The sequence below is a fragment of the Thermodesulfatator indicus DSM 15286 genome, from assembly GCF_000217795.1.
Lineage (GTDB): Bacteria > Desulfobacterota > Thermodesulfobacteria > Thermodesulfobacteriales > Thermodesulfatatoraceae > Thermodesulfatator > Thermodesulfatator indicus.
The window spans coordinates 1,432,083-1,455,678 of the sequence record NC_015681.1 but is presented as its reverse complement, the minus strand read 5'-3'; the positions used below and the strand labels follow the sequence as shown (position 1 = coordinate 1,455,678).

The window sequence follows — 23,596 nt, the reverse complement described above, 5'->3', positions numbered from 1 at the left end:
CTCCTTTGGGATTTTTATTAGCACTCACCTTTGCTGGCTGCTAATATAATCACCCAGATTGGCTTGGCAAGGGGTAAAGTTTTAATTTTTTTGACTCAAAGCATAAAAAAGGGAGAAAAAAAATATCATGAAAGAAAAGAGTAAAAAGGCTTCCATGGAAAAAATAGGCGGTCTCTCTATGTGAAAGAAATGCTCCATAAAAGGTATAATTACGAAAAATCCGAAGAGAAGGCTTTCTAGAATCACAAATGTTTTGATAAAAGAATTTAGTTGTCTCAAAAACTTGCGTCTTTGTTCAAGCTCTTGCTTTTTCTCTTCCAAAGAATTTAAAAGTTTTTCTATTTCTTGGCTTTTATTTCGGATTTGTTTTAAACGTTTAGAGGCATCCCCTTCAAAAAGAGAATTTAATGTCTTTAATTCTATTTGAATACTACGCAGCAATTGGTAAAAATCGTTAGCATTTTGACGATAAGGGTAATTTTGCCAATACAATTCGTATGTTTCATATTGTCTTTTGAGTTCTTTATATTTTTCACGAAATTTTTTAACCTTTCGGAAAAGATAGCCCTGCAATTCTAAGCTTAATTCCAGAGCTTTCTGCTCAGCGAAAAGGAGGTCTGAGAATCCGCCGTTATAAATCTTTTCCCTTAATTCGGAAATTCTTTCCTGAAAGGCCCCTTTATCTTCTTCTGGTAGAGTTTTGGTAAGAGGTCTTAAAGCATTTTCAGCTTGGGTTAGCTTTATGACAGCTTCTTTTTGTCTTTCTTCAAAATAGGCCTCTATTTCTTTTTCAAGTTCCTGGGCAAAGGGGATAAATAAGCCCTCGCTCAACAAAAGGGGAATGGCTTCGGGAACAGAAGTCAAAGTCTGAACTAAGTTTTTAGCCTTATTAGGTGCGATTTTGATATAAATTCGCGCCAGATGATATTTAGCCGGCCAGAAAGTACGATCTCGTTTTAAGGCTTCTTTGTAATGTTCTTCAGCATCAAATTGTTTATTTTCAATTTCACATAACCAACCTCTCCAAAAGGAAAGATAGGCTTTAAGAAAAGGAGATGAAGCCAAAGCCTTGGCTTTTTCGATATTAAAAAGGGTTTCAGCCAGATCTCCCTCAAGAACAGCTACAAAAATGAGCCCAATCCGGGCAAATAGTTCGTTATTGTTTATGCCATTAAAACGTCTTTTACTCTCTTCAAGGTTTCCGTGATAAAGGGCTTCAAGAGCTAAAAAGAGTTTACCTCCACGATTAGGTTGTGTCTTTCGCGGTAATTTTTCCCACGTTTCTGGGTTGGTACTGAAAATATTTTGAAGTATTCCTGGCCGAAGATAAAAAAATCGTTTACTCCAGAAATTATTAGTTTTCTTGGAAGAATCTGCAGTAAAAGTTTTTTGAAAATAAGAAAGCATTCCATGGGGAGTCTTTTTCAACATAGAACTTACAAATTCAAAAAAATTCCCTTTTATCCCAGGACATTTCGCAGGCTTATGCCACCTCAAACCACAAATAGGACAAGGCGTTAAAGGCCCAAGTAAAAGCAGATCTTTTAATGGGAACTCTGACGTAGGGTCTTTAGTGGAAGGAATTTCCAGTTCATAAAACTTTTGCCAAGGTATAAGAGCCGCTGGATATGGCCAATCTTTTATCTTGGAACGTAATTCCTGGGCCGCCTTTGGTAAAAGATAAATCTTTCCTGGCCTAAAAAGGCCTTTTTTTTCGAGAGGGACCAAAGAAACTGGTAAAGGCTTGTCTGAGTTTAAAAGCTTTTGTAGAGACGAAAAAAATTTTTCAGCCCGATTAAGCTCTTCTAAACCTATTTCTAGTTCATTGCTTTCTTTCAAGAAAGCATTCTTGAATATTCTTTTGACATTGCTCTTTATTTCTTCAAGAGAAAGAGCATAAAAACTCTCTTGAATTTCTGGAAAAAATTTAAGCCTAAGTCTCATGTATTTCTGATCGAAAGTCGGCCCTAAACCTTGAATTTAATTTCCTTCTTTTGAAAAGATAAAGATAAGGCCCAGAACTCCTAAAGTTATAGATGTGTCTGCCAGGTTGAAAGCCGGCCAGTGATATGGGCCTATATGAAAGTCAAGAAAATCGAATACCCGGCTGTGGTAAAAACGGTCAATAAAATTGCCAATAGCCCCTCCCGCTACCAGCCCACAAAAAATTTGCATGGATCTGGCTTTATTTCTGGCCAACCAATAAAGACCGGTAGCCGCTACAAGATTTATACCCATCAGTAAATATCTGGCCCAGTGGGGAGAATTACCGAAAAAACCAAAAGCAACTCCGGGATTCCACACATGGACTAGGTTGAAAAACCCCGGGATTATTATTTTTATCTCTCCCGGGGCCAGTAATTTTTGAAAAAATATTTTTGTAGCCTGGTCAACAATGGCTACGGCCAGGGCGGTTATGAAAAAATATTTTTGAGAAAATCTTTCCATGACTCCTCAAGCACTTTATAACAACGCGGGCAGACTTTAAGTCCCTTTTCGTTTTGACCGACCTCTTCACTCCACTTCCAGCAACGTTCACACTTCTCACCAGGAGCTCGTTTTACCAAAACTTTAAGTTCTGGCATTTCTTCACCCTGATAAAAGACTTCGTCTTCTTTGGGTTCTAGTTTAGCAGCCACCTGTAGCTTAGATACAATGGCTAAATAAGCAAGCATTTCTCTATTTTCTTCTAAAAAGTTAAGAAGTTCTTTTTGCTCGGCAGACAATATTACCTCGGCTTCAAGAGAATTACCGATTATTTTTCGTTCCTTACGGACAATTTCCAAAGCTTTAGTTATTTCACTACGAATATCCATAAGTTTTTCCCATTTTTTGAGAAAATCATCGTCAAGCTTGGTAACAAAGGGCTCAGGAAAAGAAGCCAAATGAACACTTTCTTCTTTATTCTGGCCAGGAATATAGCGCCAGATTTCTTCGGCCGTAAAAGAAAGGATGGGAGCCATAAGCCTCGTAATAGCTGATAGCGCATGATAAAGCACAGTTTGTACCGCCCGACGAGAAGGTGCCCCAGGGCTTTCGCAATAAAGGGTATCCCGGCTTATATCTATAAAGATGGCCGACAAATCCACCGCACAAAACTGGTGAATTCCGTGGGTTACAATGTGAAATTCGTAATCATCGTAAGCCTTGAGACAACGAGAAATCAGCTTTGAAAGACGGAATAGAATATAACGCTCAAAGTCTGGAAGCTCCTCTAAAGGTATCAAGTCTTTTTCAGGGTCAAAATCAAAGAGGTTGCCAAGCATAAAACGGCAGGTATTGCGAATTTTACGATAAGCCTCGGTCAATCGATTTAGTATTTCGTCTGAAAGGCGAATATCGTCGCGATAATCTTCCGCCGCTACCCAGAGCCGTAAAATCTCTGCTCCGTAGCGTTTTATTATTTTTTCAGGAGGAATGACATTGCCAAGGGACTTAGACATTTTTCTTCCCTGGCCATCAACCACAAACCCGTGAGTCAAAACCCCTTCATAAGGAGCACGACCTCGCGTGCCTACAGCACAAAGAAGAGAGCTATGAAACCAACCACGATGTTGGTCAGTACCCTCCAAATATAAGTTTGCAGGAAATTTAAGTTCTTCTCGTCTTTCAAGGACCGCAGCAAAAGAGACCCCGGAATCAAACCACACATCAAGGATATCTTCCTCTTTACGAAAATCCTTACTACCACATTTAGGACAAACAGCTCCTTCGGGGAGAAGCTCAGATACTTCTTTTTCAAACCATACGTCCGCGCCATTTTCTTCAAAAAGGGCCAGGACTTTTTCGTAGTATTTTTTATCCCGTAAAAATTCTCCGCATTTATTACAGATAAAGACTGTTAAAGGTACCCCCCAGGAACGCTGGCGGGAGAGACACCAGTCAGGCCGCTTTTCAATCATACTTTTAATACGATTTTTCCCCCAGTGAGGGATCCAGCGCACTTTTTCAATCCATTCAAGGGCCCTTTGGCGCAGATTATTAGCTTCCATAGAGATAAACCACTGTTCCGTAGCCCGGTAAATAACAGGCTTCTTACAACGCCAGCAGTGGGGGTAACTGTGTTCTATTTCGCCTGCTTTCAAAAGCTTTCCTTCTCTTTTGAGAATTTCTATTATCTCGTCATTGGCTTTAAAGATGTGCTTACCGCCAACTTCAGGGATGTCTTCGTCAAAAAAGCCCTCAGGGCTTACCGGGGCGTAGATATCCAGGCCATACTTAAGAGCAGTTTCGTAGTCTTCTTCACCGTGGCCCGGAGCACTATGGACACAACCGGTTCCCGCTTCAAGGGTTACATAATCGGCAAGAACCAAGAGAGACTCGCGCGGCAAAAAGGGATGTTTGGCATGCTTCTTCTCCAAGGCCTTAGGGTCAACATAAGCAAGAATAGGTGGCACCTTTTCAAGGTCCAATTCAGCGGCCAGGGCAGAAAGCCTACCCTCAGCCAAGATAAGAACTTCTTCATTAAGTTTTACCGCCACATATTTGAACTCAGGATTCAAGGCAATGGCCAGGTTAGCAGGAAGAGTCCAGGGTGTAGTGGTCCAGATAACAATAAAGACCCTTTCTTTTTTTAACTCATCAGGTAAGACTTCATAGGCGTCTTCAGCCAGAGGAAATTTCACATAAATAGAAGGTGAGCGATGGGGCTCGTATTCTACTTCAGCTTCTGCCAAAGCCGTTACGCAATGCGGGCACCAGAAAACCGGCTTTTTGCGGCGATAAACTGAGCCTTGGGCCAAAAAATTTACGAATTCCCGGGCAATAGTGGCCTCGTAATCATAGCTCATGGTAAGATAGGGGTTTTCCCAGTCTCCAATAACGCCAAGGCGTTTGAATTCTTCGCGCTGTATAGCTATCCAGCGCTCGGCGTATTCCCGACAGCGTTTGCGGATAGTGAGTTTAGGTAGCTCTCCCCGTTTCACTTTGAGTTCTTTTTCTACATTTAGTTCAATGGGAAGACCATGGCAGTCCCATCCAGGCACGTAAGGACTATTAAAACCTGCTTTGTGCCTGGATTTGACGATTATATCTTTTAAGACCTTGTTTAGGGCTGTACCCATATGAATATGGCCATTAGCATAAGGCGGGCCATCGTGAAGGACATAAAGAGGTGCACCCTGCCGATAGGTTAATAATTTTTTAAAAAGATTTATCTCGTCCCACCATTTAAGAAATTCTGGTTCTTTTTTGGTTAAATTGGCCTTCATCGGAAAGTCAGTACGAGGAAGATTAAGAGTATCTTTCCATTCTACTTTTTCGTTCATAAGCCACCCCTTTTTAATCTTGTGCTGTTACGCATAGTAGAAAGCTTAAGCCAAAGTGACAAGGGTTAAGATAACCATTTGGCCAATTTTTGAGCAAGTTCCTCGCGGGAAATAGGTTTTTGCAAAAAATCGTCAAAACCAGAGGCTAAGGCTTCTTTTTCTATTTCACTGACGCTATGAGCCGTAAGGGCTATAATAGGAATAGAAATACCTTTCTTGCGTATTCGTTTAACAATTTCAAGCCCACTTAACCCGGGCATACGAATATCAAGAATGATAAGGTCGAAATGCTTCTCATTAATGACGTTAAGGGCTTCCAGGCCATCTGAAGCGACTTCTACATTAAGCCCTAGCTTTTCTAATACTCGCTTAAAATATAGCTGGTTCACGGGGTTATCTTCAGCAAGAAGTACTTTTCCTTTAAGTTTTTTGGGAGGAGTTTTTTGTATAGGGGAATCACTTTCAGCCCTTTTTAAAGGAATCAAAAGGTGGAATATAGCCCCCCTACCAAGCCCCTCACTCTCTGCCCATAGCTTACCGCCAAGAAGCTCGGCCAACCTCTTTGATATAGCCAACCCCAACCCTGTTCCTGGATAAGGTTTATTATATAAATCTTCTAACCTTTCATAAGGATTAAAAATCTTTTCAAGTTCTGAAGGAGGTATACCACAACCAGTATCTTTAACTTCAAAATGCAACCAGATAAATTTTTCTCCAACTTTTTCAGGAAAAATCCGAAGGGTAATTTTCCCTTTATCAGTAAATTTAATGGCATTGGAGATAAGATTTATTATTATTTGCCTAATTTTAGAAATATCTCCTCTTAATTCTTTAGGAATATCGAGAGAAATAAAAACCTCAAAAACCAGATTCTTTTTTTGGGCCTCTATTTCAAATAATTCGTGTATTTCTTTTCCTAGTTCAGTAATATTAAATGTTTCTTCTTTGATTTCCTCTTTACCTTCCTCGAGTTTGGCAAAATCTAAAGTTTCCTCAATAAGAGCACCTAGACTTTTAAGCGCAACTTCTAGATGTCTAAGCTTCTCTTTATCGGCCAAAGAACTTTCCTCTTTTAACATTTCAAGCATACCCATAGCCGCTGTCATAGGAGTTCTAATCTCATGAGAAACATTTGCCAAAAATTTAGTTTTAGCCTGACTAGCACTTTTAGCTTTTACTGCCTCGCTTTTCCATTGTTCTAAAATTTTTTCTAAATGATTCCTATATTTATTAATGTTTTCAATAAGCTCATTAAATACCTGTACTAATTCAATTATTTCCTTTGGCCCCTTCTCTAAAACAACGGGCTTTAGAGTTTCTTCTGTCCTAATTTTTCTAATATGCTCCACTAACCTCAGTATAGAGGCAACAATATAATAATAGTAGAAATAAATAACTACACATAATAGAACAGTCGAAAACAAACCGATAATAGCAAAATTAACCACTATATTTTTTATTATTTTTTGATATAATCTATCATTAATAGCCACTTCTAAAGTAGCTTTCATTCCACTTCTATCTTCAAACTGATACGATATTATTTTGCCATCCATATCTCCTCTTATTATTGTAAATTTTTTAATTTTATGAGGTTCTTTCTTTTTAATTACTGCATCTAATTCTCCAAGTTCTTTATATACTGTTGGCTCCTCCCAGACAACTTTAGCTCCTTTTATAAACTCAAATCTTACTAAATCTTGAAGTATCCTTTCTATTTCACTTTTAACTTTATACTTTAACGGAGGAGTAATAATTTGAGCAGTATGTCTTAAAATCAATCTGATAGTATCCTGCCTTTCTTTCATTAACTGTTGTTTGAGCTTATAAATCCCCCAAAACATTGTTCCAAAAATAATAGATAAAGATACAAACAGGACAAATATAAAGACTATCTTCAAAGAAGGAGGATTCTTTTTACAGACCATCATATTCAAAAGTAAAGGTTATTTTACTTAAAACTTGTGGAGGGAATTTAAGCTTTAATTCTTTCCAAGTCTTAGCATTAGCTAAAATACATGCCTTTCTTCTTTCCAGATCAAGTGAGATAGCAACTCCCTTAGGGACTAATTCTATAATATGAGAGATAGTTAAAATTCCCTTTTTATTAGCTAAATCTATAAGATCTTTGATACTTTTGTCTAGTCCAGCAATATAAACTACATCAATATGTTTTTCTTGAATAATTTCTTTTGCTTTATTAACTGAACTGACGTAGATTGGTTCAAAAATGTGCTTATTTTCTCGCAAAAAATTTTTAACAGCTTCGTTAACAATATTTTGATCTTGAAAAGCACTTTGATTTTGTGGCAAAAAAACCAAAATTTTAATTCTATTTTTATTTTTTAAATTTTTTTCTAACTTTATAAGTTTAGTTAAAAGAATTAAAGTCAAACGAGCCTTTTGGGATTCTATAGTAATCAGAGAACTTGCTGACAAGTTTTTTGCGCCAACTATCAGTATAACTACTACTATAAATAAAAAAAATCGCCCGCCCACGTATTATCCTAGATTTCTTAAAAATTAATTTTTATACCTGCTTCCATATATCGTCCTGCTTCACGGTAATCATCAGGAATAGCACCATAACTTGAAGGATAGCGAATATCAGCATTCAAAATATTAGTTCCACCTGTCCAAATAGTTACTCGAGAAGAAAGTTTATAAATCAGTTTAAGATTGACGTTAGTATATCCTTTTAGTTTAGGACGAAGATCTGGAACAAAAGAAGAAGCTTCTGGATCAACGGGATTGTGTTTGTCCCGCCATCTGGGACCTACGTAATTTATACCCAGATTTACTTCTAAAGGCAAAAAACTAAAGGAGTATGAAAGGATTCCTCCTGCCAATACATTAGCTACATAAGGTCTAGGCTCGTCAAACTCATTTTCTCCCCACTGATAACTACCATAAAGATAGATATCCCAGTTTATACCCTGGTAACGATAGGTAATCTCTGTCCCCAAAACATTTTCGTCACCTCCTTGCCGAAAATGCCAGCCTGGCAAATTTGTCGGAGCTCGTCGTCCCAAAACATCTCTTAACCACATACGGTAGCAACTAAAACTAATCCTTTGTCTTTGGGTAGGTTTCCAAATAAATACCGTTTCAAGGGAATCCAGCTTTTCGGGCTTGAGATTTGGGTTCCCTGAAACCAGAGGGTAGTGGTTATTATATAAAGCATCTAAGTCAGGGACTCGAAAACCATGGCCATATATCAACTTGGTTAAAAAACGTTCTGAAAAACGATGAATTAGCACTAAACGAGGGCTCCATTGCCCTTTAAAACCACTATATTTATCATAACGAAGGCCTAAATTTAGTTCGTTTTTAGGAGATATTTCCCAGCGATCTTGAAAATAAATAGCCCACATTTTTTCAGAGACATGAGGCCAAGGATCTTTTTGCCGTACAAGTTCTCCTAGAGGGGTTAGATCTGGCACACTTCTATTGGCGTAAAATTCAACTGAACGAATACTGTTCTTTAGGGTTTCTAATCCCCAGGTTAAATGGTGTTTATGGTAGCTATAATGGAACTTGGTTCCCAAGGTAAATTCTTGTAATTTTATCTTTTCAGTGGCAAGAGTAGGCTGATCACTAGCTGGTATATTTATGATGGTTTCAGGAGGGAATTGATGAAATATATAATATTTGCCGTAATCTATATTATTTTCCCTCCAGTTAAGATAAAAGGAAGTATTTATGCCTGATATTAAATCTAAATTGTAGGCAAATTGACCTCCAATTTGTTCGGCCTGAGTTTCTGGATTATCCGAACGTGCCAGACGATCTGTTATGCCGTAATAGTGAGTCAAATCAACAAAGAATCGAAAAAATTTGAAAGTAAAGTTATCTTTTCTAATACGAAACTCCTGCCAGTTAGTTCCTTGAGCGGTATTTACCTCACCTGGAATACCAATTACATCTTTTACGACAAACTTATCTCCTTCACTATCACTTGCTCCTACACTTATTTGAAAATCAAAGCCGTTTTTTATAAAACCAGCTGAAGCGAAGCCTCGTTTACTTTTAAAACTTCCTATAGCTCCGCCTATTTCTCCACCATTGTTCCATTTTCTTGGTATTAAATTAATAACTCCTCCTACAGCATAGGAACCATAAACAGCTGAAGAAGGACCTCTTGAAATCTCAATTCTTTCAAGGATATCTACGGGCAAAGCTCCTATAAAAAATAGAGCTCTTCTAGTATGAAGCACATTTAGCGGCTGGCCATCCCAGAGTATCAAGACCCTACGGTCTGAATAATTTCCTCTAATAATCAGATGAAAAGAACCATTGTTTTCTCGAATTACTTCTATTCCCGGGACAAATCGTAATAGTTCAGCAATAGTGGTTGCTCCGGTACGTTCTATTAATTGACGGTCAAAAACAGTGAAAGAGGAAGGGTAATCATCTATATTTAGGCCTAACTCAAAGGCGGTACTGGTAGCCTTTTTAAGAAAGTTTTCAAGGTCGTCGGTTTTATCGCTAGCCCAAGTGGCAGATATAGTAAAAAAAAAGAACAACAAAAATATGAACAGACTTTTAATCAATAACTTTCCCAATCGCATCAAAAAGCTAAGCACCTATCCCATTGAAAGTAATGATTAAGCAAGTTTTCCTAACGCGTCAGCAATCCGGGATATCCCCTGCTTAATATCCTCATCGGCGCTGGCAAAAGAAATCCTTAAAAAGCGGTCGTCACCAAAGGCCACCCCTGGCACCGTAGCCACTTTTGCCTCTTCCAAAAGATATTCACAAATACTAAGAGAATCTTTTATCTCCAGGCCCGAGGGGGCTTTCTTACCGTAATAGTTTGAAAAATCAACGAAAGCATAGAAGGTGCCTTTGGGCTCAGGCAAACTCAGGCCGGGAATTTTATTGATTTCGTCGTATAGAAGTTTGGCCCGCCGCTTAAAAGAATTACACATTTCCGATACACAATCTTGCGGCCCGGTGAGCGCTTCTAAAGCCGCCTTTTGGGCCACGGATGTAGCGTTTGAAGTGCTTTGACCCTGAATCTTTGACACCGCCTTGATAATATCCTGAGGCCCCACGGCCCAGCCTATACGCCATCCAGTCATAGCGTAAGTTTTTGAAACACCGTTTACCATGACCGTCTGCTCCCGCAAATCAGGCGCCACCGTGAGAATGTTTTCTGGCCCCTGGCCATCAAAGCGGAGTTTGTCATAAATGTCATCGGAAATAATTACAAGGCCCTTTTCCTGACAAATTTGGGCCAGTTCTTCCAGAAAGCCGCGGCTATAAATCTGCCCGGTAGGGTTTGAAGGGCTATTTAAGATGATACCTTTGGTCTTTTCGGTTATGGCCTTGGCGATATCTTCTGTTTGGGGCTCAAAGTTGTTCTCTTTGCTAGAAGAAACAATTACCGGTGTGGCTCCGGCCAGTTCAACTATAGGCGGATAAGATACCCAGTAAGGAGCAAGGATTAGCACTTCGTCTCCGGGCTCAAAAAGGGCCTGAGCCAGATTAAATAAAGCCTGTTTGGCCCCACAGGTCACCACCACCTCGTCAGGCACGTAAGTTAGGCCGTAATCTTTGGCTATTTGGTTAACGATGGCTTCCCGAAGTTCGGGAATGCCGGCCACCGGCGTATAGCGGGTAAACCCTTCTTCTATGGCCTTAATGGCGGCCTTTTTTATGTGTTCAGGCGTATCAAAGTCGGGTTCACCGGCCGAAAGGTTGATAATGTCTATACCTTTGGCTTTTAGAGCTTTGGCCTTGGCGTTTACCGCCAGCGTAGCCGAAGGTTTAAGTTGTTTGACCCTGGTGGCTAGTTTTTCTTTCACGAGAAGCCCTCCTTTTATCTTTGTAAATTACTTCCTTAAGAAATAGGCCTTGTGGTGGCGCAGGTGGTGGCGCAAGGGACCTATCCTTGGCTTCCAAAATACTGGCGAGTTCTTCATAGGTTAGCTTACCCAGGCCTACTTCCACTAGAGCCCCTACGATATTTCTTACCATATAGCGCAAAAAACCCCTTCCCGAAATCTCAAAACGAAGCATGCCAGCCACTCCTGGCACCCGTTTGAGTTCCGCGGAAAGGACGGTGCGCACCGTGGTCTTGGTTTCCGTCCCGGCTTTCTTAAAACTGGCAAAATCTTTTTGCCCAACAAAAAGCGGCACGCAGGCCTTCATGGCTTCTATATCAAGCTTTTGCGGCACCCACCAGGAATAAAGCCTGACGATGGGATTGCGAATGGGATGATTATAAATCTGGTAAAAATAAGTCTTGTACCTGGCATCATACTGGGCATTAAACTTGATGGGCACTTCCTCTACCTTAACTATGGATATGTCCCTGGGAAGAAGGGCATTTAGCGCCCGATGCATATCTTCTAGGGCCATTTTGTTGGTAGTAAGAAAATTGGCCACCTGCCCCAGAGCATGGACCCCGGCATCTGTGCGTCCAGCGGCCCTGAGTTTAATTTTATGGCCAAGTAGTCTCTTAAGGGTGTCTTCAAGGACCCCCTGGATGGTAGGGCCTACCTTTTGTTTTTGCCAGCCGAGATAATTGGTACCATCATAAGAGATAGTGAGTTTTATGTTCCGCATGGTCAGGGGAAAAGAGGCCTCTTTTCAAGACCAAGGGTTTCAGGGAAACCAGCCATAAGGTTCATATTCTGCACGGCCTGCCCACTTGCCCCTTTAACTAAGTTGTCAATGGCTGAAATTATTATAGCTCTACCCGTGCGAGGGTCAAACTTTAGGCCGATAAGGCAAAGATTGGTACCTTTCACGTGGGCGGTTTGGGGATAGAGCCCTTCATCTAGGATTTTGATGAAAGGTTCACGGGCGTAAGCGCTTTTTAAAGCCTCTCTCAAATCCCTTTCAGTGACACCTTCTTTTACTTCCGCGTAAGAGGTGGCCAAAATCCCTCGGCTCATAGGCACCAAGTGGGTGGTAAAGTTTATGTGAAAAGAAAAACCTGACGCCTGATTTAATTCTTGTTCAATCTCAGGGGTATGGCGATGAACCGCCACGTTGTAAGCACAAAAGTCTTCGTTAACTTCACAAAAAATAAGGCGCAGTTTAGCACTCCGCCCCGCTCCAGAAACACCACTTTTAGCGTCAATGATAATGCTTTGAGGTTCAATAAGTTTCTCTTTAAGTAAAGGTACAAGAGGCAAAATACTGGCGGTGGGATAACAGCCAGGATTGGCTACCAGAGAAGCCCCTTTTATCTCTTCACGATAAATTTCAGGAAGACCGTAAACAGCCTTTGAAAGCAATTCCGGACAGGGGTGTTTAGTTTTGTACCAGCTTTCGTAAACTGCGGCGTCTTTAAGGCGAAAGTCTGCCGAAAGGTCAATCACCTTAACCCCGGCTTCAAGAAAGGCCCTCGCGGTTTCAGCCGCCGCCCCATGAGGCACACAGAGAAAAACTAAGTCAACCCTGGGAGCAATCTTAGAAACATCAGGCTCCTCAAAGACAAGTTCGGCAAAATAACTTTCAAAAGGGAAAACTTCTCTAACTTTTTTGCCAGCTTCCTGACGAGAAGTAACCGAAACAATTTCTACTTCTGGGTGTTTGGCTAAAATGCGTAACAACTCAAGCCCGGTATAACCAGTAGCCCCTATGATAGCTATTTTAAGCATGGTTTAAAAATAAAAAAGGGAGCCTTGGGCTCCCCTGTTGATTCTATCTTAACGCTTGGAGTATTGCTGGCCGCGCCTTGCCCCACGAAGCCCGTACTTTTTACGCTCTTTAACACGGGCGTCACGGGTAAGAAAGCCTGCTTTCTTAAGGGAAGGACGAAGCTCTTCGTTATAAACGATTAAAGCTCGAGCTACCCCGTGCCTTATGGCTTCAGCCTGGGCAGATTTCCCTCCACCTTTAACCGTGCAAATAATGTCAAACTTGCCAGAAGTACCAGTTACGTTAAAAGGCTGCTCTACCACATGCCTGGCTACTACATTATCAGAAAAGTAGTCTTCAAAATCTTTGTTGTTTACCTTAAATTTGCCGCTTCCAGGCATAATCCAGACGCGGGCAATAGCGGTCTTTCTCTTACCAGTAGCGTAAAATCTTTCAGGATTCTTGGCCATTTTGTCTCACCTCTTAAATTTCTAAAGCTTTTGGTTTCTGGGCAGTATGAGGATGGGTTTCTCCCCGATAAACTTTAAGTTTTTTAAGCATTTTACGCCCAAGACGATTCTTTGGCAGCATACGTTTTACCGCCAGCCTGATAACCTCTTCGGGCTTTTTATTAAGCATCTTTTTGGCTGGCGTAAGTTTAATACCACCCATATAACCAGAGTGCCGCCAGTAAATCTTTTGATCCAGTTTTTTGCCAGTAAGCTTTATTTTATCGGCATTTATTACCACGATAAAATCTCCGGCATCCACATGTGGGGTATAATCCGGACGGTGTTTACCCTGCAAACGATAAGCAATTATGCTTGCTAAGCGGCCTAAAGTCTTGCCTTTGGCGTCAACCACATACCAGGGCCTTTTTACTTCTTCTTTTTTCAACATCGGGGTCTGAGATGTAAATATCGCCATTTTTACTCCTCCAATAACAGATCGGCTCAAAATCTTTAAATGACCTGAGCTTTCTTGTCAAGTAAGCGTTACAAATTTTAGACCAAAATAAAAAATTTGCAATCACTCCCCAATTTTGGGAATAGTGCCTTTTATCAAAGCCTTCCTATAAACCTTTAGGAAAAGAAAAAGACTTCCAGTAAGATACACCATATTTAGGCCAAAGGCCTTATACAAAAGCGAGATATGAAGTGTTTGCTTTAAAAGCACTTCTCGCATCCCTTCAAATACATAAGAGGCCGGGACAAAGAGAGCTATTAGACGCAAAGTGTCAGGTAACACCTCTACTGGATAAAAGACACCTGATACCGGCAAGAAAAGAAAAGCAAGGGCCCAGGCGAGAATTTCCGCTTCCTGACCAAACCATAAAATAGCTGACATAGTAACCCACCCGATAGCCCAGCCCATGGCACACAGATTTAAAATAAAGAGCAACAGCCAAAAACCCATTTTAAAAACTCCGAATCCAAAACAAAGACTGGCTAAAAGAGAAAGGACCGCAAAAGCCAAGCAAACTTTTATTAGACTTATACACAAAAGGGCCGCCAAATATTCGGATATTTTTAAGGGAGAGACAAAAAGATTGATCAGGTTTCTGGCCCATATATCTTCCAGAAAAGAAACCGAAACTCCCTGCTGGGCCCTCAAAAGTATGTTCCAGAGGATTAAGCCTCCCAGGAAAAAAGAGGCGTAAGGAGGAAGAGTGGTACCGGCTTTGGCCAAATAAACAGTAATAAAACCCCAGAGAAGGAGATCCACTGTTGGCCAGTAAAAGACATCAAGCACCCGGGTAAAACTTCGGCGGTAAAGAAAAAGCTGTCGCAAAATCACCGCGTAAATTCGCCTTGGACTCATAGGTTTAACCTGAAATAAAGTTCTTCTAAGCTTTGGGCCTCAAACTTTTTTAAAAGCTCTTCGGTAGTGCCCAGGGCTTTTATCTGACCTTTCTGAAGAATAAGAAGGCGGTCACTTATACGTTCTATTTCGGCAAGGTTATGGGAAGTAATAATAATGCTGGTGTTTTGTTCGTGGCTTAGCTTTAGTAAAAGATCACGGGTTTCCCTGGCTATCTCCGGGTCAAGGCCAGCGGTGGGTTCATCTAAAAGCAATATTTGAGGATCATTGAGTAAAGCCTTGGCCAAGCAAAGACGCATCATCTGGCCTGAAGAAAGGGTCCGCGTACGTTGTTTTCTCTTTTCCCAAAGGCCAAAAAGTTTGAGTAATTCGCTGATTTTTTCTTTTGTATTTTTAAGGTGATAAAGATGGGCATAAACCAGGAGGTTTTCTTCAAGGGTCAAAGATAACGGAAGACCGACGTAATTTGAGGCAAAATTTACCTTTTCAAGGACCTGTGAGCGATACCTTGAGAAGGATAAACCAAAATATTTAATAGTTCCGCTGGTAGGCAAAATTAAACCCAAAAGACAATTTATCAGCGTAGTCTTTCCTGCTCCATTGGGCCCAACAATCCCCAAGATTTCTCCCCGATAAAGTGAAAAAGAAACGTCTTTTAAAGCCCAAGAAGTGCTAAATTTTTTGCTAAGATTTTCTACTTCAAGAACAGTATCCATGGGAGGTTTAAAAAGTGGATCCCGGGGGTGGACTCGAACCACCACTATGGGGGCCAAAACCCCATGTCCTGCCGATTAGACGACCCGGGATCAGAGTATCTATAAAATAACTTATAAGAACTTTCTTGCAAGTTTTTGTGAAACGATTTTACCGCTCCCTTCCCGTAGTGTACGAGTGGAAAAATTTTTCCCAATTTAGCCAATATGGGAAAAATTTTTCCCTTTAGCCTGAAGGTGTCAAAAAATTTACATTTTTAAAAACCTATAAAATATACGAAATATATGGCTTTTGGGGATTGCTTACAAAATCTTTACTTTTTCAAGAAAGGCACAATTTTTGCATATAATAAAAGTTGATGATAAAATACAAACTTATTACAGAAAATAAACTAACGGGCCATTATATTAGCCATTTACTAGATTTAGCAAAAATAGACGAAAGCACATTAGAAAACGCTAATTTGTTAATACTGGTAGAACCAGAAAAGATACCCATTAAAAAACTAGAAAAACTGGTTTCAAATTTAAAGAAAAACGTCAAAATATTGATAGTTAGTCAAAATCTATCTTCAGTTAATCTTCCTGTAAGAGAAACGTTTTTTTTAAAGCAACCTTTTTTAACCAGCCAGTTCATAAATTTGATTGAAGAAATATCTTCCAGCCATTTACCTCTCACCCGGGAAGAAAGAGAAAACCCCTTTATAGGGGAACACTCTAGCATTGCCAAAATAAGAAATTTCATACCCAAACTCGCTTCTATTTCCTCTCCTGTTTTACTGGTAGGAGCCAAAGGGACTGGGAAAGAGTTGCTTGCCCGCCACATACAGGCGCACCGCGGAGGAAACTTTATAAAATTTTCTCCAAAGACCTTGGCTTCAGATATGATTGAACCGGTATTATTTGGATTTTCCGCAAGCGTTTTTCCTAAGATTAAGAAAAAGAAAGAAGGTCTTTTGGCTAAAGCAGGAGAAGGGGTACTTTATATTGAAGACATAGACACTTTACCCTTAAAAACCCAGAAAAAATTGCTTTCTTTTATTGAAAATGGATATTTTTATCCCCTGGGAGCCAAAGAAGCCGTAAAAAGTTCGGCTAAACTAGTTGCCTCTCTTTCAAAACCACCTGAAGAGATTTTTAAAACAGGGAAAATCCATACAGAAATATTTTTCCGCCTATCTGAATTTGCCATTTATCTACCATCTTTAAAAAAACGAAAGATAGATATCCCTTTACTAGCTCAACATTTTTTAGAAAAGTATGCTCATTTATATCGCAAAGAAACAATTTATTTTTCGGCTAACTTTATAGAAAGGTTATTATTCCACTCCTGGCCAAGCAATTTAGATGAATTGAAAAAGATTATAAAAGAGGTTGTAATTTGGGGTGAAGAAGAAACCTTTAAAAGGCATTTACCTAAAAAAATTGTTAAAAACAGACTCAGATTTCGAGATATTGAAGACCTTTTAAGCCAGCTTATTCAAGAAGAAAAACGTATCAGGGAACGAACTGTATCCAGCCGTAAGGGTCAGGCTTCTCGCCATACTGGATCCCGGTAAGCTCTTCAAAAAGCCTTTGAGCGAGAGGACCTGTTTGGCCCTGGTTGATGACATACTCTTTACCCTTATAAGCCAAATAGCCTACTGGCGAAATAACAGCAGCCGTACCTGTACCAAAACATTCTTTTAGACGGCCAGTTTCAGCTCCCTCAATAACTTCATCAATAGTGATACGGCGCTCATTGACTTTAAGCCCCCAGTCTTTGGCCATCTGGATAACTGATTCCCTGGTAATTCCGGGAAGAATTGTACCTGTAAGCGCTGGTGTTACCAGCTCGTCTTCAAAGTAGAAGAATATATTCATAGTGCCGACTTCTTCTACATAACGGCGCTCAATGGCATCCAGCCAGAGAACCTGTGTGTAGCCTAATTTAGCTGCCTCTTCAGAAGCCATAAGGCTGGCCGCATAATTGCCGCCGGTTTTCACATCCCCCACACCACCAGGCACAGCACGGACATACTTGTCTGTAACGTAAATTTTTATAGGGTTAAAACCTTCCTTATAATAAGCTCCTACCGGAGAAAGGATAATGAAAAAAATATATTCACTGCTCGGCTTTACACCTAAAAATGCTTCTGTTCCCATCAGTACCGGCCTGATATAAAGAGCCGAACCTATTTCTTTTGGTATCCAGCCTTTTTCAAGATCAACTAAAGTTTTAATAGCGTGAAGAGCAAATTCTTTGTCAATAGCTGGCATACACATACGTTTGGCTGAGTAGTTCATGCGGGCCATATTACGTTCTGGCCGAAAAAGCCGGATTCGACCGTCCACTCCGTAATAGGCCTTAAGGCCTTCAAATATAGTTTGGCTATAATGAAAAACGGTGGCTGCAGGATCAAGGCAGATTGGTTCGTAAGGTTTTATCTGGGCATCATACCACCCTTTACCTTCTTGGTAATACATCAGAAACATGTGGTCAGTGAAAATACAGCCAAAAGGAAGATCTCCTTCAAGATCTAATTTCCGACGTTTTTCTGGAGGTAAAAGCTCTAATTTTATTTCCATCCTTGCCAAGTCCTTTAACGTGGTATATTTCTAAAAACCAACTCAATTCTTTTTAATGCAAGGACTCTTTATGTTCAAGTGGTTACGAAAAAAAGATAATAGCCAGGCTGAAGAAGCTCAGAAAAAAAAGCTTTTAGGCAAGTTTAAGGAAAGGCTTTCACGCACCAGGGAAAAACTCAAAGAAGGCCTCAGCGAAGTATTCGTTATTGAAAGAAATGTTGATGAGGCCTTTTTTGAAGAATTAGAAGAAGCCCTTATAACTGCTGATATTAACATTGATACCATCAAGAGACTCCTTACCCCTCTAAGAATGAGGGTTTCTCAGGGCGAACTTTTAAAAACCTCCGAGTTCAAAGAGGCCTTAAAGGCCGAGATGTTAAAAATTCTTTCCCTTGAACCGCCGCCATTCCCGCCTGAAGCAAGACCAGCGGCTGTTTTTGTAGTCGGTGTAAACGGGGTTGGCAAAACCACATCTATTGCCAAGCTGGGTTATCGTTTGAAAAACAGCGGGTTTTCGGTGCTCTTCGTAGCGGCTGATACTTTCCGGGCCGCGGCTATTGAACAGCTTGAAAACTGGGGGAATCGTTTAGAAATCCCCGTTATCAAGCAAAAACTCGGGGCAGACCCAGCCTCAGTAGTATTTGAGGGCCTAAAAGCAGCTAAAAGCCGTAATATAGATGTGGCTCTTATAGACACCGCAGGTCGCCTTCACACTAAATACAACCTCATGGAAGAACTCAAAAAAATGGCAAGAGTAGCTGGTAAAGCTATCGAGGAAGCCCCTCATCAAAATATCCTGGTTATTGATGCTACCACCGGCCAAAACGCTGTAAGCCAGGTCAAATGGTTTAAAGAAGCTTTACCCATACACACTCTCATTGTAACCAAAATGGACGGCACCGCCAAAGGCGGCATAGTTTTAACACTGGCTCATCTCTTTAAAATCCCTATATCTTTCATCGGTTTAGGTGAAAAACTGGAAGATCTCGAACCTTTTGATCCTGAAGCCTTTGTAAATGCTATTATTCCTTAAGCCTCCATGTTGAAAGGCATTCTACTTCTTGGGCCAACAGGAGTGGGTAAGAGCCCTCTGGGGGATCTTTTAGAAAAAACTGGGCTCTACGGCCATAAGTGTTTACACTTTGACTTTGGCCGCGAGTTAAGGACTATTGCCAAAGGGGCTTATCGTCACGACATTCTACCTTCAGAACGTATTTTCATAAAAAAGGTTCTTGAAGAAGGTCTCCTCCTTGAAAATGAACACTTTTATTTGGCCGAAAAAATCCTTAGCGTGTTTTTAAAGGCCAGAGTTTATTCTGGCCGCGAAATACTAATCATGAACGGGCTTCCTCGCCATGAAGGACAGGCCAAAGCACTGGCTAGAAAGATTTCTATCCGCTTGGTTGTCAGAATAGAAGCCTCATTTGAAGAAATCCTTGAACGCATTCATCGAAATACTGGAGGCGATCGCAAAGGCCGCGATGACGATTACATTGAGCTTATTTACCGTAAATGGCAGATATACAAAGATCGAACAAGACCTCTCATAGAATTTTACCAAAAAAATGGTGCCAAAATACTCAAATTCCTGGTAGGAAGATTTACCACTCCTCAAGAAACCCTTACCCTTATTCAGGAAAAAATTTCCGTAAACGAAATAAAAGAATTATTCTAGAGATTTTTCTTTTTCTGAAATTATTTCAACTAAGATCACCTTGCGAGCAAAGCGAAGCAATCCCTGAGACTGTTTCGACCTCTAACGAGGCCTCGCAGTGACAGCGAAGGTTACTTTGCCTTAGTGATTATGTCAGCGGCGATACTTTGTCGTGCAAAAAATCGGATTAATAAAACTACTACGAGGGCTATAGACAAGCGAAATCTATAGCCCTCGCATGTCAAATAGGCTATGCTACTGGCCCTCTATCAACGTAGTGAGTGTGAAGTAATTCTTCGGCTAATTCGCCGTTTGGCTCACCTAAAAATTTCTCGTAAAGAGCGCGTACTTCTTCGTTAAGATAAGACAGTCGTATTTGTGAAAGTTCATCACTGGTATAAAGAGATTCTATACGAGCCAAACGAATTTCGTCAGTTGGAGGGACTTCTGTTCTAGGCTGACCACCACCACTAATACAACCACCACGGCAGGCCATAACCTCAATAAAATGCCACTTGTTGGGGTTGTCCATAACTATTTCGCATACGTTGCGAACATTCGCTAGACCATTAACTACGGCAATGTTAATCGTAGCACCATTAATATTTAAAGAGGCTTCTTTGACGTCGTCCAGCCCTCTAACAGGAGTAAATTCGAGCAATGTATCTGGAGGATCTTCTCCGGTAAGGAAATAATAAGCGGTCCGAACAGCAGCTTCCATAACGCCTCCAGTAACTCCAAATATTCTGGCTGCTCCAGTATCCTCCCCTAGTATTGGGTCGTAATCTTCTTCAGGTAAAGCTAAAAGATCAATATTTTTGGCTTTGAGCATTCTGGCTAATTCACGAACTGTTAAAACGAGATCTACATCAGCAGTTATTTCTTCATTATGCCAGTATTCAGCAGCAGCTTTCATTTCAGGACGCTGAGCCTCAAATTTTTTGGCGGTACAGGGCATAACAGCAATGGAGATGATCTTTGAGGGATCAATTCCTCGTTCCTTAGCATAATAAGTCTTTGCTACTGCTCCCAACATTTGCTGAGGAGATTTACAGCTAGATAGATGTGAAAGAAGTTCAGGATAGAAATACTCGGCAAACTTTACCCAACCAGGACAACAGGAAGTAAACATCGGCAAAGGTTTTTCTGCATAAACAACTCGTTTTACAAATTCGGTAGCTTCTTCCATTATAGTTAGATCAGCTGCAAAATTGGTATCAAAAACCGCATCAAAACCTAAACGACGTAAAGCTGCCACTAATTGCCCCTCTTCCCACTCTCCTGGAGGAAGACCAAATTCTTCTCCTATAGCCACCCGCACAGCTGGAGCCGTTTGTACAACCACGTGGTATTCATCGTTTTCAAGAAAAGCAAAGGCCTTTTCTGTCTCATCGCGCTCCTGCATAGCAGGAATACCTCTTTTACCAGGACAATAGGCTGTACACTGACCACAATTCACACAAACAACTTCACTAGCTACCCGTGGATCCCAATACCCAAATACCCCCTGTTTTTCATGACATACTGTACTGCAAACTCCACATTCACCATGTTTACAAAATTTGTCAAAGTGTACAATGGAAGGGTTATCAGGAGCTACAGGGACAACAGATCCGGCATAGCCATAATATTTGGTTCCCCGTCTATTGGTTTTGGCTATGGCCTCTGGTAAGCCATTAAGACCTCGAAAGGCTGTACCCGCAAGGCCTGTAACACCAAGCCCAGCTATAATTTCCAAAAAAGAACGCCGACTAATTTTCTTCTTAAAACCTTTTTCACCCATTTTCCCCTCCGAAAATATTTGTTTAAGCCCATACCTAAAACCTTTTAAGGTCCAACCACTCCTAAAATTTTTTTTTTTATTTTGCAACACGAATTATAATCTTTTAATATCCTTTATTCCCGTTTAAGCGGGAATTTTGGATAATCTTTTATCATTTTGTAACGCTTTAAAATGAGTTTAATCCCTAAAACAAAAAGATCTTAGTGAAACAATCCTTATGTTAAATTTCAGCGTGGAAGAAAAAACTAAATCCTAAGAAGAGATATAATGGGGTCACTAAATAGGCGACAATTGGGTGATTGCGAGCAAAGCGAAGCAATCCCTGTCCCAATTTCTACAATTATTTATTCTCTATCCAGCGGGCTTTGGACTTTTAGTAACTTTTGGCGGGCAAGATGCGTGTAAATCATGGTGGTCTGGATATGTTTATGTCCCAGGAGTTCCTGCACAGTGCGGATGTGATAGCCAGCTTCAAGAAGATGCGTGGCAAAACTGTGTCGTAAAGAATGTACGTTGGCCGGCTTTTCTATGCCTGCTTTCGCCAGAGCCCTTTTAAAAGCTCGCTGAACCGAGGTAGGGTAGAGATGATGCCGGCGCACGGTAAGGGTCCGAGGGTCCACGGAAAGCTTGGGGGAGGGAAAGAGCCAAAACCAGGCCCATTCTTTACCTGCGTTTGGATATTTTCGCGCCAGCGCCTCGGGAAGATGGACTCCGGGAAGATTTTCTTCACGGTCGAATTCGTAAAGGTGTCTTACTTTTTGTAAATGTTCCCAGAGAGGATCGGCGAGTTTTTCCGGAAGGATAGTAACGCGGTCTTTATCTCCCTTTCCTGCCCGAACGATTATCTGCCGTTTTTCAAAGTTCACGTCTTTTACACGTAGATTTAAAGCCTCGCTTAAGCGCAGCCCTCCGCCGTACATCAAACCGCCGATCAAATGGTATGGATAAGGCATGTGTTGCAGAACCCGCTCCACTTCTTCCTTTTCGAGCACTACCGGTAGGCGGCGCCTTTCTCTGGCCCTAACGGCGTTAATGGCTGCGGTGATGTCCTGCTGCAATACATGTTTATAAAGGAAAACCAGGGCGTTCAGGGCCTGATTTTGGGTGGAAGGTGCCACACGGCGTTCTACGGCAAGGTGCGTTAAGAAATCCTGAAAGTCCCTTGCGGTAAGACGGACTGGAGCTTTGGAATTTATGAATTTTTGAAATCTTCCGATCCAGGAGAGATAGGTCTTTTCCGTGCGGTAAGAGAGGTGACGCAGGCGCATGAGTCGGCAAGCTTCTTCTTTAATGTAGGACCAGGCTGCCTGGTCTGGTTTTTCAGGGGAAGAGGTTTGAACCGACGAAATGAAGTAATTGTAGAGCTTTATAGCTTCTTCGGCCTGGGCGACCTGCCACGGTTCATAACGGGTTTCAAGAAACTTAAGGAAACGCTTTTGAGCCTTTTCCGAGATAGGGACCGGTTCAGATTTCTTCTGGGCATTGTTGTTCCAAGAAAGGGCTCTCTTTGCCCAGGAAACGTAAAAAGGCTTTGCTTTTTCAGGAATAGGAAGTTCGTTTAAATAGTCAGTAAAGTTTTGCCAGGAGTTATTCATAGTAACTGCTAGATTAATCTTCTAGCATGATTATGTCAAATTTATTAACTTTATACGGCTAATTTTGAGTAAATTTTTTGACAGGGGCCAACCTATATGGTACTATCCCCTAAATTGGGGGTGGGTAATAATAAAATTTCCAAATCCACGGCCGCAGGTCAAAATGAAATGTTCGGCTTAAATAAATAAGGAGATATCAAATGGCTGATAAATATGATTTGAGAGATTGGCTGGTGGAGGCGCTGAGGGCTAATGGGAAGAGTGCTAGAATAGTCGATGTTTGTAAATACATATGGGATAAGTATGAAGATGAATTAAGGGCGTCTGGAAACCTTTTCTATACTTGGCAATATGATGTTAGATGGGCCGCTACAGAGCTTAGAAAAACAGGGATAATGAAGGCAGCAAATATGTCTCCTCAAGGTGTTTGGGAACTCATTTGAAAGGCCTCTAAAGTAAGTTTAGTATCCGTCGCTTTCAATTTATTGGATAACTATTTTCCTTGCGGTTGAAAATGAGGTTCCGCCTGATCATCAGACTAAGACTATTATCTGGTAAAGTGTGGCAAGAGCCGAACAAATCGCTCCACCTGACCGCTA

General features: G+C 40.9%; 20 protein-coding genes and 1 tRNA gene. 4 read left to right on the top strand and 17 right to left on the bottom strand.

Annotation, left to right across the window (positions count from 1 at the left end):
- Nucleotides 1-81 precede the first annotated feature (81 nt).
- The 14 genes from THEIN_RS07030 to THEIN_RS06965 form a co-directional block, all read right to left on the bottom strand.
- Complete coding sequence (locus THEIN_RS07030) at nt 82-1,944, bottom strand: hypothetical protein (protein WP_013907991.1); 1,863 nt, start codon at nt 1,942-1,944, stop codon at nt 82-84.
- Nucleotides 1,945-1,980: 36 nt separating this feature from the next.
- Nucleotides 1,981-2,448 (bottom strand): signal peptidase II, encoded by a 468-nt coding sequence (lspA, locus tag THEIN_RS07025; protein ID WP_013907990.1) that lies wholly within the window; start codon nt 2,446-2,448, stop codon nt 1,981-1,983.
- The gene (gene ileS / locus THEIN_RS07020) at nt 2,415-5,267 is read right to left on the bottom strand and encodes an isoleucine--tRNA ligase (RefSeq protein WP_013907989.1); all 2,853 of its coding nucleotides are present in this window, start codon (nt 5,265-5,267) and stop codon (nt 2,415-2,417) included. The genes lspA and ileS overlap by 34 nt, the downstream gene beginning before the upstream one ends.
- Nucleotides 5,268-5,332: 65 nt before the next feature.
- A complete protein-coding gene (locus tag THEIN_RS11665) occupies nt 5,333-7,111 on the bottom strand; it encodes a response regulator (RefSeq protein WP_169311160.1) in 1,779 nt (592 codons plus the stop codon).
- Nucleotides 7,112-7,184: 73 nt separating this feature from the next.
- Complete coding sequence (locus THEIN_RS07010; protein WP_013907987.1) at nt 7,185-7,766, bottom strand: YfiR/HmsC family protein; 582 nt, start codon at nt 7,764-7,766, stop codon at nt 7,185-7,187.
- Nucleotides 7,767-7,783: 17 nt separating this feature from the next.
- The gene (locus THEIN_RS07005; RefSeq protein ID WP_169311159.1) at nt 7,784-9,793 is read right to left on the bottom strand and encodes a TonB-dependent receptor; all 2,010 of its coding nucleotides are present in this window, start codon (nt 9,791-9,793) and stop codon (nt 7,784-7,786) included.
- Nucleotides 9,794-9,874: 81 nt separating this feature from the next.
- Entirely contained in the window at nt 9,875-11,077 is a 1,203-nt protein-coding gene (locus tag THEIN_RS07000) for a pyridoxal phosphate-dependent aminotransferase (RefSeq protein ID WP_013907985.1), read from the bottom strand.
- Complete coding sequence (truA, locus tag THEIN_RS06995) at nt 11,040-11,840, bottom strand: tRNA pseudouridine(38-40) synthase TruA (RefSeq protein ID WP_013907984.1); 801 nt, start codon at nt 11,838-11,840, stop codon at nt 11,040-11,042. The genes THEIN_RS07000 and truA overlap by 38 nt, the downstream gene beginning before the upstream one ends.
- 2 nt (nt 11,841-11,842) lie before the next feature.
- Nucleotides 11,843-12,883: an N-acetyl-gamma-glutamyl-phosphate reductase gene (argC, locus tag THEIN_RS06990; RefSeq protein WP_013907983.1), complete on the bottom strand. Its 1,041-nt coding sequence runs from the start codon at nt 12,881-12,883 to the stop codon at nt 11,843-11,845.
- 48 nt (nt 12,884-12,931) lie between these two features.
- Nucleotides 12,932-13,333 (bottom strand): 30S ribosomal protein S9, encoded by a 402-nt coding sequence (gene rpsI, locus THEIN_RS06985; protein ID WP_013907982.1) that lies wholly within the window; start codon nt 13,331-13,333, stop codon nt 12,932-12,934.
- Between the two features lie 13 nt (nt 13,334-13,346).
- Nucleotides 13,347-13,790, bottom strand: coding sequence for a 50S ribosomal protein L13 (rplM, locus tag THEIN_RS06980; protein WP_013907981.1), 444 nt, complete (start codon nt 13,788-13,790; stop codon nt 13,347-13,349).
- Between the two features lie 102 nt (nt 13,791-13,892).
- Entirely contained in the window at nt 13,893-14,684 is a 792-nt protein-coding gene (locus tag THEIN_RS06975; protein ID WP_013907980.1) for an ABC transporter permease, read from the bottom strand.
- Nucleotides 14,681-15,400 (bottom strand): ABC transporter ATP-binding protein, encoded by a 720-nt coding sequence (locus THEIN_RS06970; RefSeq protein ID WP_013907979.1) that lies wholly within the window; start codon nt 15,398-15,400, stop codon nt 14,681-14,683. The genes THEIN_RS06975 and THEIN_RS06970 overlap by 4 nt, the downstream gene beginning before the upstream one ends.
- A 15-nt stretch (nt 15,401-15,415) precedes the next feature.
- Nucleotides 15,416-15,490, bottom strand: a tRNA-Gln gene (locus THEIN_RS06965).
- Nucleotides 15,491-15,756: 266 nt separating this feature from the next.
- Between THEIN_RS06965 and THEIN_RS06960 the strand changes: the two genes are divergently transcribed.
- Entirely contained in the window at nt 15,757-16,956 is a 1,200-nt protein-coding gene (locus tag THEIN_RS06960) for a sigma-54-dependent transcriptional regulator (protein WP_013907978.1), read from the top strand.
- On the opposite strand, the gene THEIN_RS06955 is transcribed toward THEIN_RS06960, so the two are convergent.
- Nucleotides 16,895-17,965: a branched-chain amino acid aminotransferase gene (locus tag THEIN_RS06955; RefSeq protein ID WP_013907977.1), complete on the bottom strand. Its 1,071-nt coding sequence runs from the start codon at nt 17,963-17,965 to the stop codon at nt 16,895-16,897. The two genes, THEIN_RS06960 and THEIN_RS06955, sit on opposite strands and share 62 nt — an antisense overlap.
- Before the next feature lie 70 nt (nt 17,966-18,035).
- Between THEIN_RS06955 and ftsY the strand changes: the two genes are divergently transcribed.
- Nucleotides 18,036-18,998: a signal recognition particle-docking protein FtsY gene (gene ftsY / locus THEIN_RS06950; protein WP_013907976.1), complete on the top strand. Its 963-nt coding sequence runs from the start codon at nt 18,036-18,038 to the stop codon at nt 18,996-18,998.
- A gap of 6 nt (nt 18,999-19,004) precedes the next feature.
- On the top strand, nt 19,005-19,640 hold the full coding sequence (locus THEIN_RS06945) for a nucleoside monophosphate kinase (RefSeq protein ID WP_013907975.1): 636 nt from the start codon (nt 19,005-19,007) through the stop codon (nt 19,638-19,640).
- A 229-nt stretch (nt 19,641-19,869) separates the two neighbouring features.
- On the opposite strand, the gene THEIN_RS06940 is transcribed toward THEIN_RS06945, so the two are convergent.
- Together THEIN_RS06940 and THEIN_RS06935 are read right to left on the bottom strand one after the other, a co-directional pair.
- The gene (locus tag THEIN_RS06940) at nt 19,870-21,402 is read right to left on the bottom strand and encodes a [FeFe] hydrogenase, group A (protein WP_013907974.1); all 1,533 of its coding nucleotides are present in this window, start codon (nt 21,400-21,402) and stop codon (nt 19,870-19,872) included.
- 344 nt (nt 21,403-21,746) lie between these two features.
- On the bottom strand, nt 21,747-22,997 hold the full coding sequence (locus THEIN_RS06935) for an integron integrase (protein ID WP_013907973.1): 1,251 nt from the start codon (nt 22,995-22,997) through the stop codon (nt 21,747-21,749).
- Nucleotides 22,998-23,197: 200 nt separating this feature from the next.
- On the opposite strand from THEIN_RS06935, the gene THEIN_RS06930 reads away from it, so the two are divergent.
- Nucleotides 23,198-23,440 carry a hypothetical protein gene (locus tag THEIN_RS06930; protein ID WP_013907972.1) on the top strand — a complete coding sequence of 81 codons (243 nt, stop codon included), beginning with the start codon at nt 23,198-23,200 and terminating at the stop codon, nt 23,438-23,440.
- The last annotated feature ends 156 nt before the right edge of the window (nt 23,441-23,596 follow it).

Coding starts and splice junctions, on each gene's coding strand:
- THEIN_RS07030 (WP_013907991.1), bottom strand. CDS start 1,944: ATGAGACTTAGGCTTAAATTTTTTCCAGAAATTCAAGAGAGTTTTTAT.
- lspA (WP_013907990.1), bottom strand. CDS start 2,448: ATGGAAAGATTTTCTCAAAAATATTTTTTCATAACCGCCCTGGCCGTA.
- ileS (WP_013907989.1), bottom strand. CDS start 5,267: ATGAACGAAAAAGTAGAATGGAAAGATACTCTTAATCTTCCTCGTACT.
- THEIN_RS11665 (WP_169311160.1), bottom strand. CDS start 7,111: ATGTTTTGGGGGATTTATAAGCTCAAACAACAGTTAATGAAAGAAAGG.
- truA (WP_013907984.1), bottom strand. CDS start 11,840: ATGCGGAACATAAAACTCACTATCTCTTATGATGGTACCAATTATCTC.
- argC (WP_013907983.1), bottom strand. CDS start 12,883: ATGCTTAAAATAGCTATCATAGGGGCTACTGGTTATACCGGGCTTGAG.
- rpsI (WP_013907982.1), bottom strand. CDS start 13,333: ATGGCCAAGAATCCTGAAAGATTTTACGCTACTGGTAAGAGAAAGACC.
- rplM (WP_013907981.1), bottom strand. CDS start 13,790: ATGGCGATATTTACATCTCAGACCCCGATGTTGAAAAAAGAAGAAGTA.
- THEIN_RS06975 (WP_013907980.1), bottom strand. CDS start 14,684: ATGAGTCCAAGGCGAATTTACGCGGTGATTTTGCGACAGCTTTTTCTT.
- THEIN_RS06970 (WP_013907979.1), bottom strand. CDS start 15,400: ATGGATACTGTTCTTGAAGTAGAAAATCTTAGCAAAAAATTTAGCACT.
- THEIN_RS06960 (WP_013907978.1), top strand. CDS start 15,757: ATGATAAAATACAAACTTATTACAGAAAATAAACTAACGGGCCATTAT.
- THEIN_RS06955 (WP_013907977.1), bottom strand. CDS start 17,965: ATGGAAATAAAATTAGAGCTTTTACCTCCAGAAAAACGTCGGAAATTA.
- ftsY (WP_013907976.1), top strand. CDS start 18,036: ATGTTCAAGTGGTTACGAAAAAAAGATAATAGCCAGGCTGAAGAAGCT.
- THEIN_RS06945 (WP_013907975.1), top strand. CDS start 19,005: ATGTTGAAAGGCATTCTACTTCTTGGGCCAACAGGAGTGGGTAAGAGC.
- THEIN_RS06940 (WP_013907974.1), bottom strand. CDS start 21,402: ATGGGTGAAAAAGGTTTTAAGAAGAAAATTAGTCGGCGTTCTTTTTTG.
- THEIN_RS06935 (WP_013907973.1), bottom strand. CDS start 22,997: ATGAATAACTCCTGGCAAAACTTTACTGACTATTTAAACGAACTTCCT.
- THEIN_RS06930 (WP_013907972.1), top strand. CDS start 23,198: ATGGCTGATAAATATGATTTGAGAGATTGGCTGGTGGAGGCGCTGAGG.